A 12,140-nucleotide genomic window follows, 5' to 3' on the forward strand; every position below is an offset into this window, starting at 1 on the left:
ATTGTTATTAAACAATTAGTTATTTTTTACTTTGCGGAAGTGTGACCGATGGCTCACTTCAACACGGGGGAAATATTGCGGATTTTTATCCCGCTGCGGACAATGAAACGGCGTTCCGTCTTCACCTGATGCGGGCCTTGGGGTAACATGCCCGGCAAAGAGCCTGCTGACTTTGCCGCAGCGCCGGTTGGCGGTTCGACACTGGAGAGATTTTCGCTATGAGCCTGAAAGCCGTCGACGAGAAAGATGACAAGAAAGACAAACCGCTGGGCAGCCAAAGCCTGTTCCGCGGTTTGCAGTTGATTGAGATCCTGAGTAATTTCCCCAACGGATGTCCGCTGGCGCATTTGTCCGAGCTGGCCGGCATGAACAAGAGCACGGTGCACCGCCTGCTGCAGGGGTTGCACACCAGCGGCTATGTGACCCAGGCGCCGTCGCCGGGCAGCTACCGCCTGACCACCAAGTTCATTTCCATCGGCCAGAAGGCGCTGTCGTCACTCAACATCATTCACGTGGCCGCGCCGCATTTGGAACAGCTGAATCTGGAAGTGGGGGAGACGGTCAACTTCTCCAGCCGCGAAGACGACCACGTCATCCTGATCTACAAGCTGGAGCCGACCACCGGCATGATGCGCACCCGCGCCTATATCGGCCAGCATATGCCGCTGTACTGTTCGGCGATGGGTAAAATCTTCATGGCTTACGGCAACGATGATTACCCGGCTCACTACTGGCAGACTCACCAGCAAGAGATTCAGACGCTGACGCGCAATACCATTACCGAGCTGCCGAAGATGTATGAGGAACTGGCCGATATTCGCCAGCGCGGCATGGCGATGGATCGCGAGGAAAACGAGCTGGGGGTCTCCTGCGTGGCAGCACCGGTGTTCGATATTCAACAGCGCGTGCCTTATGCGGTGTCGGTTTCTCTGCCGACCGCCAAGCTGCAGCAGATCGGCGTCAAAAGTTTGATTAAACCGGTGCTGGCCACCGCGCAACGCATCTCTCAGGAGCTGGGGTTCGTCACGCCGATTTAAGTATTAGCATCTCTGATACTGGATTAGAAACATCAATTTCACCTAATGATCGCTTCCTCGTATGATGCGCGTGTTGACCGACACGCGCCCTCGTCCGGCGCCTTTTATCATTCGAGGAATCCCCATGTTAGCCGTCTTCCTGCAGGGCTTTGCCCTGAGCGCCGCCATGATCCTGCCGCTGGGCCCGCAGAACGTATTCGTGATGAACCAGGGCATTCGCCGCCAGTATCATTTGATGATTGCCTCACTGTGCGCGCTGAGCGATATCGTTCTGATCTGCGCCGGTATTTTCGGCGGCAGCGCATTGCTGACCCGCTCGCCGTTGCTGCTGGCGCTGGTCACCTGGGGCGGGGTGGCGTTTCTGCTGTGGTACGGCTGGGGCGCGTTCCGTTCCGCCTTCAGCCCGCAACCTGCGCAGGCCGCGGCGCAGGAGCTGGCGCAGAGCCGCTGGCGCCTCGTGGTCACCATGCTGGCGGTCACCTGGCTGAACCCGCACGTCTATCTGGATACCTTTGTGGTGCTCGGCAGCCTGGGCGGGCAGCTGACGGCGGACGTGCGTTCCTGGTTCGCGCTTGGCGCGGTCAGCGCGTCGGCGGTGTGGTTCTTCGGGTTGGCGCTGCTGGCCTCCTGGCTGGCGCCGTGGCTGAACACGCAGCGGGCGCAGCGCATCATCAACGCGCTGGTCGGGCTGGTGATGTGGGGCATCGCGCTGCAGCTGGCCTGGCAGGGGGCAAATTTATAAGAATTTGTCACTAATCCGAATTCAAAACGCCGCGCGATATGCTACGTTTGATGCCAGGAAACCGGCGGTTCTCACAGGGAAAAGCCGGCGATCAGAGACAGCCTGTCATTAAGGAGACACTGTGAAGCTAAAAGCATTGGCTATGGCCGCAATGGTCGGATTAGGGACGTTACCGATGGCGCTGCAGGCGGCTGAAGTGCCTGAAGGGCCGCACGTCGTCACCTCCGGCACCGCCAGCGTGGACGCCACGCCGGACATCGCCACCCTGGCGATCGAAGTGAGCGTCTCCTCCAAAGACGCCGCCCAGGCGAAGAAGCAGGTAGACGAGCGCGTGGCGCAGTACTTTGATTTCCTGCAGAAAAACAACATCGAGAAGAAAGACATCAGCGCCGCCAACCTGCGCACCCAGCCGGAATACGATTACCTGAAAACCGGCGAGTCGGTGTTGAAGGGCTACCGGGCGGTGCGCCAGGTGCAGGTGACTCTGCGTCAGCTGGACAAGCTGAACGAGCTGCTGGACGGCGCGCTGAAATCCGGCCTGAACGAGATCCGCGCGGTGGAGCTGGGCGTCGCCAAGCCGGACGTGTATCGCGAGCAGGCGCGGCAAAAAGCGATCGAGAACGCGACTCAACAGGCTGAATCCCTGGCCAAAGGCTTCCACGCCAAGCTGGGACCGGTGTACAGCATTCGCTACCGGGTCGCCAACTACCAGCCGATGCCGGTGGCGCGGATGTATAAGGCGGCCGGTGCGGCGGCGGAAAGCGACGCGGCGCAAACCTATGAACAGCAAAGCATTCACTTCGACGATCAGGTGGACGTGGTGTTCGAGCTGCAGCGTAACGCCGCGCAGTAAGGTTATCGTATTGAAGAAAAGGTTCGCTGCGGCGAACCTTTTTTCGTTTTAATCCTGACGCAGCACCAGATGACCGTGTTCTAGCAGCGCGTCGGTCACTTTGCGCATCATGCGGCTTTCCGGCGCGAAACGGTGCCAGTACAGCATGCGGCGCTGGTATAGCCCGGGCGTCAGATCGATCAGTTCACCGGATGCCAGCTCCTTTTCGATCTGCAGATGCGGGATCATACAGCAGGTGGTGCCCTGACGCGCCAGCTGCACGAAGGCTTCCGATGAGTTCACGATGTGGCAGGGCACGCTGCCCGGCGACAGATCGAAGTTCTGCTGCAGGAATGCCTGATGCATGTCGTCGAGATGATCGAAGGCCACCGCCGGCGCTTTCAGCAGCGCGGAGCGGGTGACGCCGTTCGGGAAATAGCGCTCGGCGAAGCCGCGGGAGGCCACGAACAGGTAGTCCAGCGCCCCCAGCCGATCCACCAGGCAGCTCGGCAGCGGCTGCGGCTGAATACTCACCGCGCCCACCACCTCACCGCGGCGCAGCCGCTCCTGGGTGCGGGTTTCATCTTCCACCTGCAGATTCAGGCGAATGGGGGAGTCCGCCAGCACCGGCTTCAGCGCCGGCAGCAGCCAGGTTGCCAGACTGTCGGCGTTGACCGCCAGCGACAGCAGCAGCGGCGTATCGACGCCGGTGTCATTGCCGAGCCACTCTTCCTCCAGCAGCTCCACCTGATGCAGCAGCGCCAGCAGCTTTTGCCCTTGTTCGGTCGGGCGCGGCGGCACGGTACGAACCAGCAGCGGTTGGCCGAACAGGTTTTCCAGCTGTTTGATGCGTTGGGATACCGCCGATTGCGTGATACAGAGTTTTTGCGCGGCGCGCTCGAAGCCGCGCTCACGGATCACCGCGTCCAGCGCTTGCAGCGTACGATAGTCTGGGCGTTTCATCGGAAAGATATCCCTTAAATTAGAATGATACCGGCACTATGCCACATTTTGCGCACGGCGCAGGTGGAAAAATCACGCCCCCAGCTCGCCGCCAAGCGGGTAAAAATGCGGGCTGCGGTAAATAAGTGTGATCCTGCCGGCGTGAAAAACAGCGTTTTACCCTATAATACGCACACGTTTTCGTACAGAGGCAAGGGACATATTATGACGCAGGATGAACTGAAAAAAGCGGTGGGCTGGGCGGCGCTGGAATACGTGACGCCGGGCACCATCGTCGGGGTTGGCACCGGCTCTACCGCCGCCCATTTTATTGACGCGCTGGGCTCCATCAAGCACCAGATCGAAGGCGCGGTGTCCAGCTCAGACGCCTCCACCGCCAAGCTGAAAAGCCTCGGCATCCACGTGTTCGACAGCAACGAAGTGGACTCGCTCGATATCTACGTGGACGGCGCGGACGAAATCAACGGTCATATGCAGATGATTAAGGGCGGCGGCGCTGCGCTGACGCGCGAGAAGATCATCGCCGCCATCGCCAAGAAATTCATCTGCATCGTCGACGCCAGCAAGCAGGTGGACGTGCTGGGCAAGTTCCCGCTGCCGGTGGAAGTGATCCCGATGGCCCGCTCTTACGTGGCGCGCGAGCTGGTGAAACTCGGCGGCCTGCCGGAGTATCGTCAGAACGTGGTGACCGACAACGGCAACGTGATCCTCGATGTGCATAACCTGAGCATCACCGACGCCATCGCGCTGGAGAACAAGATCAACGGCATCGCCGGCGTGGTGACCGTGGGGCTGTTCGCCAATCGCGGCGCGGACGTGGCGCTGGTCGGCACCCCGGAGGGCGTGAAAGTGGTCAAATAAGCCTCCGCCGTCTGTGGCCCGGTAGCGCCGGGCCGCATAATTCTTCGGTTAAAATATCTTTTCTGAAAAACGGCAAATTTGGTGACTTATGTCACATTGTGAAAGCTGACTCCCCAAAGCTTCTGCTGAAAACTTTCCCTATGGCATTTTCTGCCGTAAACCGCCATCAACGCTGCGCCTTGTCCTGCCGGGCAGGCAATCGTTTGTATTGCCGCCCGCGTTATTTTTGTTATGTTGGATGGGAGCTGTGTCGTCACAGCCGCTTCTGAAGTCTGAACATAGGGTCGGGTAAATGGCAAAAGTATCATTGGAGAAAGACAGGATTAAATTCCTGTTGGTGGAAGGGGTTCATCAGAGCACGGTCGATAATTTACGTGCCGCCGGTTATACCAACATCGAATACCACAAGGGTGCGTTAGACACCGAATCGCTGAAGGCATCCATCCGCGATGCACACTTCGTCGGCATCCGATCGCGTACGCATCTGACCGAAGAGGTGTTCGCCGCCGCAGAAAAACTGGTGGCGGTGGGCTGCTTCTGCATCGGCACCAACCAGGTTGATCTGAAAGCGGCGACCAAACGCGGTATTCCGGTCTTCAACGCCCCCTTCTCCAATACCCGATCCGTGGCCGAAATGGTGCTGGGCGAGCTGCTGTTGATGCTGCGCGGCATTCCGGCCGCCAACGCCAAGGCGCACCGCGGCGTGTGGCACAAATTGGCCGTGGGCTCTTATGAGGCGCGCGGCAAAAAGCTGGGCATCATCGGCTACGGCCACATCGGCACCCAGCTGGGCATTCTGGCCGAAGGGCTGGGCATGAAAGTGTTCTTCTACGATATCGAGAACAAACTGCCGTTAGGCAACGCGCAGCAGGTGCGTCATCTGTCCGATCTGCTCAATATGAGCGACGTGGTGACGCTGCACGTGCCGGAAACGCTGGCCACCAAGAACATGATGGGGGCGGAAGAGCTGGCGCTGATGAAGCCGGGCGCGATTCTGATCAACGCCTCGCGCGGCACCGTGGTGGATATTCCCGCGCTGTGCGACGCGCTGGCCAGCAATCACCTGGCGGGCGCGGCGATCGACGTCTTCCCGGAAGAGCCGGCGACCAACAGCGATCCGTTCAACTCGCCGCTGTGCGAGTTCGATAACGTGCTGCTGACGCCGCACATCGGCGGTTCCACGCAGGAAGCGCAGGAGAACATCGGCGACGAAGTGGCCGGCAAGCTGGCGAAATACTCCGACAACGGTTCGACTCTGTCCGCCGTCAACTTCCCGGAAGTGTCGCTGCCGGCGCATGGTCCGAACGCCAGCCGCCTGCTGCACATCCACGAAAACCGTCCGGGCGTGCTGACGCAGATTAACCAGATCTTCGCCGAAGAGGGGGTTAACATCGCCGCGCAGTATCTGCAAACCGGGCCGGAAATCGGCTACGTGGTGATCGACATCGAAGCGGAAACCGCGCGCGCCGACGCCGCGCTGCAGCGTATGAAGGCCATCGACGGCACCATTCGCGCCCGTCTGCTGTTCTGATTCGGCGGCTCGCCGCAACGAAAAAGGCCGGAGCGATCCGGCCTTTTCTATTTGGGCTCGTGCCACGCCCAGCTGCAGAGCGGGGTGAGGATTTCCGGCAGCGGGATATCCCAGTGCTCGGTCGGCAGGTGCTCCACCTGCTGGCAATCATGGGCCAGGCCGATGGGATAGGGGCCGCCGCTGCGCCAGTTTTGCAGGGTGCGATCGTAAAAACCGCCGCCCATGCCCAGACGCTGTCCGGTATGATCGAATGCCACCAGCGGTGTCAGCACCACCTCCAGTTCGCCCAGCGGTAACACCTGGCGCACATCGAGCCGCGGCTCGAGAATATTGAAGCGGTTGCGCACCAGCGGTGTTTCCGGCGCATAGCGCAGAAACAGCAGGTGTCCTGAACTGAACGGATGCAGTACCGGCAGGTAAACCTGTTTGCCGAGCGTCCACAGTTGCTCGATCAGCGGCCCGGTGTCGAGTTCGCCGTCAAACGACAGGAAGACCGCGATGTTGTGCGCGGCCTGAATACGTGTGTGCGCGACGAGGCGTTCGGTTATCTTGTCTGCGGCAAAGCGTTGCTGGCCCGGCGTAAGCTCGCGCCGACGTTGGCGAATGAGTTGACGAATGGCTTGGCGCTGCTGCGCGAATTGAGGGTGAAAAGGCATCGTATCAGGCTTGCTCAGTGTGGCGTTCAGCACACATAAACCGCTGAGAAGGGGAATCTCCGAGATGCCGTCGCAGGCTGTAACCCTTGAACCCATGGTTCAAGGTGAACGTGCCGTCGCAATCTTAAGGCTTCTCGGCGCACCGAGCGTGCTCACCGATCGCGGAGCAACACATTCTGTTTGTACTAAATATCGGCTCAGGGGACTGGCCCGCTGGCGAACATCTCAGAGAAATTTTGTACTCGTTGCTGAAACTTTGATTTCAACAACTTAAGTTATTCGAATTGTGCATCCTGACGTTCAGAGATGCGACCTTGTTCAAGCAGCGCTTGTTCAATGGTCTGCTGCAGCATCCGTATGCGTTGTTCCATATTGGACGCATAGTCACGGGTTTTCAACCGTTCTTGAGCAAGTTCGTGACAGACGTTCAATGCCGCGATGAAAACCAGTTGCTCAGTATTGGAGACTCTAGTGCGAACTTTAAGATCTTGCAACCGTTGGTTAAGATCGTCCGCCGCCATATTCAACGCATCTTGTTGTTCTGGCGGGCAATTGACTCTTAACGAGCGGCCAAAAATTTGAATATCTACCGGTTGTGCAGACATGCCACCTTCCTGCCTAAATTTCGCGCCAGCCTTGTCCGCCCTGGCCGGGCCGTCAAAGCGGGCGCCACTATATATACCTCGGTACCAAGATACAACCCCTTTTTCAGTACCTGGTTGTAATCTACTGTGGCGCACATTGCCAGTCAAAAAAGGGTTTCAAAATGCGTATTTACCGCACTTTCGTCACCCGCCGGCGCAGTGTGAAACCTGCCACATCGCGATTATAACTAGCCACTGAGGTGTCGCGCTTATCTGGTATAGCGACGGACCTTGGTGGTAGCATAACACGAACTTATCCTGCCAACGATGACGAATGCGCATGTCTATACAGAATACATTTCCAAGTTACCAATCTTTGACCGTGGCCCTCAACCAGCAGTCGGTGGCGCTGACCGCGGCAGAAATGCACGGCCTGATCAGCGGCCTGCTGTGTGGCGGCAGCCGTGACGCCGGCTGGCAGGCGCTGGTGCACGATCTGACCAACGAAGGCGTCGCCTTCCCGCAGGCGCTTAGCCAACCGCTGCAGCAGCTGTATGAAGTGACGCGTGACACGCTGGAAGATGACGAATTCCTGTTCCAACTGATGCTGCCTGAAGGGGAGATCGTCAGCGTGTTCGATCGCGCCGACGCGCTGGGCGGTTGGGTCAACCACTTCCTGCTCGGGCTGGGCATGATGCAGCCGAAGCTGGCTCAGGTGAAAGACGAGGTCGGTGAAGCGATCGACGATCTGCGCAACATCGCGCAGCTGGGCTACGACGAAGACGAAGATCAGGAAGAATTGGAACAGTCGTTGGAAGAAGTAGCGGAGTATGTGCGGGTTGCCGCCATCATGTGCCACGGCGAATTCACCCGTCAAAAACCGACGGCGCCGGAAAATATCAAACCGACGCTGCACTAAACGTTCTATCGCCCCTCCGCCGGCGGTGCGGATGGCATGATTTCAGGAGAAGGTAATGACTCAGCAGGAATTCAACAACCGCCGCCAGGCGCTGTTGGCGAAAATGGCGCCGGCCAGCGCGGCGGTTATTTTCTCTGCGCCGGAAACGACGCGCAGTGCAGATTCAGACTATCCCTATCGGCAGAACAGCGACTTTTGGTACCTGACCGGCTTCAATGAGCCGGAAGCGGTGCTGGTGCTGATTAAAAGCGACGAAACGCACAACCACAGCGTGTTGTTCAACCGGGTGCGCGATCTGACGGCGGAAATCTGGTTTGGCCGCCGCCTGGGGCAAGACGCCGCGCCGGCGAAGCTGGGCGTGGATCGCGCGCTGCCGTTCGATGAAATCAATGACCAGCTGCACCTGCTGCTCAACGGCCTGGACGTGGTCTACCACGCGCAGGGCGAATACGCCTATGCCGATCAGATCCTGTTCGGCGCGCTGGACAAGCTGCGCAAGGGGTTCCGCCAGAGCCTGCAGGCGCCGGCCACCGTTACCGACTGGCGGCCGTGGCTGCATGACATGCGGCTGTTCAAGTCGCCGGAAGAGCTGGCGGTGATGCGCCGCGCCGGTGAGATCAGCGCGTTGGCGCATACCCGCGCGATGGAAAAATGCCGCCCGGGCATGTTCGAATACCAGCTGGAAGCGGAAATTCACCATGAATTCACCCGCCTCGGCGCCCGTTACCCGTCTTACAACACCATCGTCGGCAGCGGCGAAAACGGCTGTATCCTGCACTACACCGAGAACGAGAGCCAGATGCGCGACGGCGATCTGGTGCTGATCGACGCCGGCTGCGAGTACCAGGGGTACGCCGGCGACATCACCCGCACCTTCCCGGTCAACGGCAAGTTCAGCCGGCCGCAGCGCGCGGTGTACGACATTGTGCTGGCGTCGCTGCAGCGCGCTTTGGAACTGTTCAAACCCGGCACCAGCATTCGCGAAGTCAATGACGAAGTGGTGCGCATCATGGTGGTCGGGCTGGTGGAGCTGGGCGTATTGAAAGGTGAAGTCGACTCGCTGATCGCCGAGCAGGCGCACCGTCAGTTCTTCATGCACGGGCTGAGCCACTGGCTGGGTCTCGATGTGCACGACGTTGGCCACTACGGCACGCCGAGCCGCGATCGGCTGCTGGAGCCGGGCATGGTGCTGACCGTGGAGCCGGGGCTGTACATTGCGCCGGATGCGGACGTGCCGGCGGAATACCGCGGCATCGGCATCCGCATCGAGGACGACATCGTGATCACCGCCGACGGCAACGAAAACCTGACCGCCACCGTGGTGAAAGACGCCGATGCCATCGAGGCTTTGATGGCGGCGGCAAGGTCATAAAATGAGCGTAATTATCGTTGGTGGCGGTATGGCGGGCGCGACGCTGGCGCTGGCTATCTCGTCGCTTACTCAGGGAAGAATGGCGGTAGATCTGGTCGAGGCGACTCGGCCGGATGACCGCAACCACCCAGGCTTTGACGCCCGCGCCATCGCATTGGCGCAGGGCACCTGCCAACAGCTGGCGCGCATCGGCGTTTGGCCGGCGCTGCGCGACTGCGCCACACCGATCACTCAGGTGCACGTCAGCGATCGCGGCCATGCCGGCTTCGTCAATCTGCAGGCGCAGGATTATCAGGTCGATGCGCTCGGCCAGGTGATCGAACTGCACGACGCCGGGCAGCGGCTGTTCGCGCTGCTGGCCAAGGCGCCGGGTGTCACGCTGCACTGCCCGGCGCGGGTGGTGGACGTGATCCGCACCGCAGAACGGGCGGAAGTGCTGCTGGACAACGGCCAGCGTCTGCGCGGGCAGTTGCTGGTGGCGGCCGACGGTTCGCGCTCTGCGCTGGCGCAGGCCTGCAACGTGCAGTGGCGGCAGGAGGACTATCCGCAGTTCGCCACCATCGCCAACGTCACCACGGCGGAAGATCCGCAGGGGCGCGCCTTTGAGCGCTTTACCCGCTATGGGCCGCTGGCGCTGTTGCCGATGTCGCAGGGGCGCAGTTCACTGGTGTGGTGCCATGCGCGTGAAGATCGCGCCCAGGTGGATGCCTGGGACGACGAGCGCTTTATCGCCGAGCTGCAACAGGCTTTCGGCTGGCGGCTGGGGCGTATCCTCAAGGCCGGTAAACGGCACAGTTATCCACTCGGGCTGCTGACCGCCGATCGCCATGTCAGCCACCGGCTGGCGCTGGTGGGCAACGCGGCGCAAACGCTGCATCCTATCGCCGGGCAGGGGTTCAACCTTGGCCTGCGCGACGTGATGTCGCTGGCGGAAACGCTGGCGGAAGCGGCAGACAGCGGCGAAGACGCCGGCGGTTACGCACTGCTGAGCCGTTATCAGCAGCGGCGGCAAAACGATCAACAGGCGACGATCGGCGTGACCGACGGGTTGATTCATCTGTTCGCCAACCGTTATGGCCCGCTGGTGATTGGGCGCAATCTGGGGCTGATGGCGATGGCGCGTTTGCCGGCGATACGCGATGCCTTCGCCAAGCGTACGCTGGGCTGGGTGGAACGTTAGAGACATGGTCGGGCGCTTTAACGCGCCCAAAGCGCGGCGCGGCAAGGCGTCGCGCGTTATTTAAGGAAATCGAGCAGCATGCAATCATTTGACGTGATTATCGCCGGTGGCGGTATGGTGGGGCTGGCGTTGGCCTGCGGCCTGCAGGGCAGCGGGCTGCGCGTGGCGGTGCTGGAGCAGCGCCAGCCGGAGATGGCGCCGCCGTCGGAACAGCCGGCCCTGCGCGTCTCCGCCATCAATGCCGCCAGCGAGCGTTTGCTGCAGCACATCGGCGTGTGGGACGACATTCTCCAGCTGCGCGCCAGCGCCTACAATGCGATGGAAGTGTGGGATCGCGACAGCTTCGGCAAGATTGCTTTCCGCGGCGACGAGTGCGGCTTCAGCCATCTCGGCCACATCATCGAAAATTCGGTGATCCAGCAGGCGCTGTGGAAACGCGCCGAAAGCCTGTCGGACATCACGCTGATTACCCCGGCCGCGCTCAAGCAGGTAGCATGGGGCGAAAATGACGCCTTCGTCACGCTGGAGGACGGGCGCATGCTGACCGCCCGGTTGGTGATCGGCGCCGACGGCGCCCAGTCGTGGCTGCGTCAGCACGCCGATATTCCGCTCACCTTCTGGGATTACCGCCACCACGCGCTGGTGGCCACCATTCGCACCGAAGAACCGCATCAGGCGACGGCGCGGCAAATTTTCCACGGTGACGGCATTCTGGCGTTCCTGCCGTTCAGCGATCCGCATTTGAGCTCCATCGTCTGGTCGGTGACGCCGGAAGAAGCCGAACGGCTCAAACGGCTGGAACCGGAGCAATTCAACCGCGAACTGGCGATGACCTTCGACATGCGCCTGGGGGCTTGCAGCCTGGAAAGCGAACGGCTGGCGTTCTCGTTGACCGGCCGCTATGCGCGCAGCTTCGCCGCGCACCGCCTGGCGCTGGTGGGCGATGCGGCGCATACCGTGCATCCGCTTGCCGGGCAGGGCGTGAACCTGGGCTTTATGGATGCCGCCGAGCTGATTTCCGAACTGCGCCGCCTGCAGCGGCAGGGCAAGGATATCGGCCAGCACCTCTATCTGCGCCGCTATGAGCGCCGCCGCAAACATGGCGCGGCGGTGATGCTGGCCAGCATGCAGGGTTTCCGCGAACTGTTTGACGGCAACCACCCGGCCAAAAAGCTGCTGCGCGACGTGGGCCTGCGGCTGGCGGACAGCCTGCCGGGCGTCAAGCCTAAGCTGGTGCGTCAGGCGATGGGCCTGAACGATCTGCCCGAGTGGCTTGCCTGATCCCTTCCTTCTGCGGGCCCGCACCGGGCTCGCGCTTCTCGCCTTATTCCATCGCTTTTCCTTATATAACCCTTCATTTGAAATAATCTAATTTCAGCCGCTTTTTATCATTACTTTTTCTAATTCCATGTTCGGTTATCAAAAGTCGGGATCCCATGCGCGGCCATCTGTTTGTTATATAA

At 60.5% G+C, this 12,140-nt stretch carries 12 protein-coding genes and 1 other RNA gene; 9 read left to right on the top strand and 4 right to left on the bottom strand.

Annotation, left to right across the window (positions count from 1 at the left end; genetic code table 11):
* Positions 1 to 218: 218 nt before the first annotated feature.
* From ACJ8IL_RS09480 to ACJ8IL_RS09490, 3 genes are all read left to right on the top strand, one after another.
* The gene (locus tag ACJ8IL_RS09480; RefSeq protein WP_025304160.1) at positions 219 to 1,037 is read left to right on the top strand and encodes an IclR family transcriptional regulator; all 819 of its coding nucleotides are present in this window, start codon (positions 219 to 221) and stop codon (positions 1,035 to 1,037) included.
* Positions 1,038 to 1,161: 124 nt separating this feature from the next.
* Complete coding sequence (gene argO / locus ACJ8IL_RS09485) at positions 1,162 to 1,779, top strand: arginine exporter ArgO (protein WP_025304159.1); 618 nt, start codon at positions 1,162 to 1,164, stop codon at positions 1,777 to 1,779.
* Between the two features lie 121 nt (positions 1,780 to 1,900).
* Positions 1,901 to 2,632 (top strand): oxidative stress defense protein, encoded by a 732-nt coding sequence (locus ACJ8IL_RS09490; RefSeq protein WP_025160209.1) that lies wholly within the window; start codon positions 1,901 to 1,903, stop codon positions 2,630 to 2,632.
* Positions 2,633 to 2,680: 48 nt separating this feature from the next.
* Here ACJ8IL_RS09490 and ACJ8IL_RS09495 read toward each other — a convergent pair whose 3' ends face one another.
* Positions 2,681 to 3,574 carry a LysR family transcriptional regulator ArgP gene (locus tag ACJ8IL_RS09495; RefSeq protein WP_025304158.1) on the bottom strand — a complete coding sequence of 298 codons (894 nt, stop codon included), beginning with the start codon at positions 3,572 to 3,574 and terminating at the stop codon, positions 2,681 to 2,683.
* A gap of 204 nt (positions 3,575 to 3,778) precedes the next feature.
* On the opposite strand from ACJ8IL_RS09495, the gene rpiA reads away from it, so the two are divergent.
* Together rpiA and serA are read left to right on the top strand one after the other, a co-directional pair.
* A complete protein-coding gene (gene rpiA, locus ACJ8IL_RS09500; protein ID WP_025304157.1) occupies positions 3,779 to 4,435 on the top strand; it encodes a ribose-5-phosphate isomerase RpiA in 657 nt (218 codons plus the stop codon).
* A gap of 292 nt (positions 4,436 to 4,727) precedes the next feature.
* Positions 4,728 to 5,966: a phosphoglycerate dehydrogenase gene (gene serA, locus ACJ8IL_RS09505; protein ID WP_025304156.1), complete on the top strand. Its 1,239-nt coding sequence runs from the start codon at positions 4,728 to 4,730 to the stop codon at positions 5,964 to 5,966.
* 47 nt (positions 5,967 to 6,013) lie between these two features.
* Here the strand turns inward: serA and ACJ8IL_RS09510 are convergent, their stop codons facing one another.
* The 3 genes from ACJ8IL_RS09510 to zapA form a co-directional block, all read right to left on the bottom strand.
* On the bottom strand, positions 6,014 to 6,622 hold the full coding sequence (locus tag ACJ8IL_RS09510) for a 5-formyltetrahydrofolate cyclo-ligase (protein ID WP_049208251.1): 609 nt from the start codon (positions 6,620 to 6,622) through the stop codon (positions 6,014 to 6,016).
* A gap of 52 nt (positions 6,623 to 6,674) precedes the next feature.
* Positions 6,675 to 6,857: non-coding RNA, 6S RNA (ssrS, locus tag ACJ8IL_RS09515), on the bottom strand.
* Positions 6,858 to 6,897: 40 nt separating this feature from the next.
* The gene (zapA, locus tag ACJ8IL_RS09520) at positions 6,898 to 7,227 is read right to left on the bottom strand and encodes a cell division protein ZapA (protein ID WP_004931621.1); all 330 of its coding nucleotides are present in this window, start codon (positions 7,225 to 7,227) and stop codon (positions 6,898 to 6,900) included.
* A 319-nt stretch (positions 7,228 to 7,546) separates the two neighbouring features.
* Between zapA and ACJ8IL_RS09525 the strand changes: the two genes are divergently transcribed.
* From ACJ8IL_RS09525 to ubiI, 4 genes are all read left to right on the top strand, one after another.
* On the top strand, positions 7,547 to 8,125 hold the full coding sequence (locus ACJ8IL_RS09525; protein ID WP_025304154.1) for a YecA/YgfB family protein: 579 nt from the start codon (positions 7,547 to 7,549) through the stop codon (positions 8,123 to 8,125).
* Between the two features lie 55 nt (positions 8,126 to 8,180).
* On the top strand, positions 8,181 to 9,497 hold the full coding sequence (gene pepP / locus ACJ8IL_RS09530; RefSeq protein WP_025304153.1) for a Xaa-Pro aminopeptidase: 1,317 nt from the start codon (positions 8,181 to 8,183) through the stop codon (positions 9,495 to 9,497).
* A 1-nt stretch (position 9,498) separates the two neighbouring features.
* On the top strand, positions 9,499 to 10,677 hold the full coding sequence (gene ubiH, locus ACJ8IL_RS09535; RefSeq protein ID WP_147823249.1) for a 2-octaprenyl-6-methoxyphenyl hydroxylase: 1,179 nt from the start codon (positions 9,499 to 9,501) through the stop codon (positions 10,675 to 10,677).
* Between the two features lie 78 nt (positions 10,678 to 10,755).
* Positions 10,756 to 11,958, top strand: a complete 1,203-nt coding sequence (ubiI, locus tag ACJ8IL_RS09540) for an FAD-dependent 2-octaprenylphenol hydroxylase (protein ID WP_404758743.1) — start codon at positions 10,756 to 10,758, stop codon at positions 11,956 to 11,958.
* Positions 11,959 to 12,140 lie beyond the last annotated feature (182 nt).

The sequence above is a fragment of the Serratia sp. CY47444 genome (assembly GCF_052168635.1).
Lineage (GTDB): Bacteria > Pseudomonadota > Gammaproteobacteria > Enterobacterales > Enterobacteriaceae > Serratia > Serratia bockelmannii.

Coding starts and splice junctions, on each gene's coding strand:
- ACJ8IL_RS09480 (WP_025304160.1), top strand. CDS start 219: ATGAGCCTGAAAGCCGTCGACGAGAAAGATGACAAGAAAGACAAACCG.
- argO (WP_025304159.1), top strand. CDS start 1,162: ATGTTAGCCGTCTTCCTGCAGGGCTTTGCCCTGAGCGCCGCCATGATC.
- ACJ8IL_RS09495 (WP_025304158.1), bottom strand. CDS start 3,574: ATGAAACGCCCAGACTATCGTACGCTGCAAGCGCTGGACGCGGTGATC.
- rpiA (WP_025304157.1), top strand. CDS start 3,779: ATGACGCAGGATGAACTGAAAAAAGCGGTGGGCTGGGCGGCGCTGGAA.
- serA (WP_025304156.1), top strand. CDS start 4,728: ATGGCAAAAGTATCATTGGAGAAAGACAGGATTAAATTCCTGTTGGTG.
- ACJ8IL_RS09510 (WP_049208251.1), bottom strand. CDS start 6,622: ATGCCTTTTCACCCTCAATTCGCGCAGCAGCGCCAAGCCATTCGTCAA.
- zapA (WP_004931621.1), bottom strand. CDS start 7,227: ATGTCTGCACAACCGGTAGATATTCAAATTTTTGGCCGCTCGTTAAGA.
- ACJ8IL_RS09525 (WP_025304154.1), top strand. CDS start 7,547: ATGTCTATACAGAATACATTTCCAAGTTACCAATCTTTGACCGTGGCC.
- pepP (WP_025304153.1), top strand. CDS start 8,181: ATGACTCAGCAGGAATTCAACAACCGCCGCCAGGCGCTGTTGGCGAAA.
- ubiH (WP_147823249.1), top strand. CDS start 9,499: ATGAGCGTAATTATCGTTGGTGGCGGTATGGCGGGCGCGACGCTGGCG.
- ubiI (WP_404758743.1), top strand. CDS start 10,756: ATGCAATCATTTGACGTGATTATCGCCGGTGGCGGTATGGTGGGGCTG.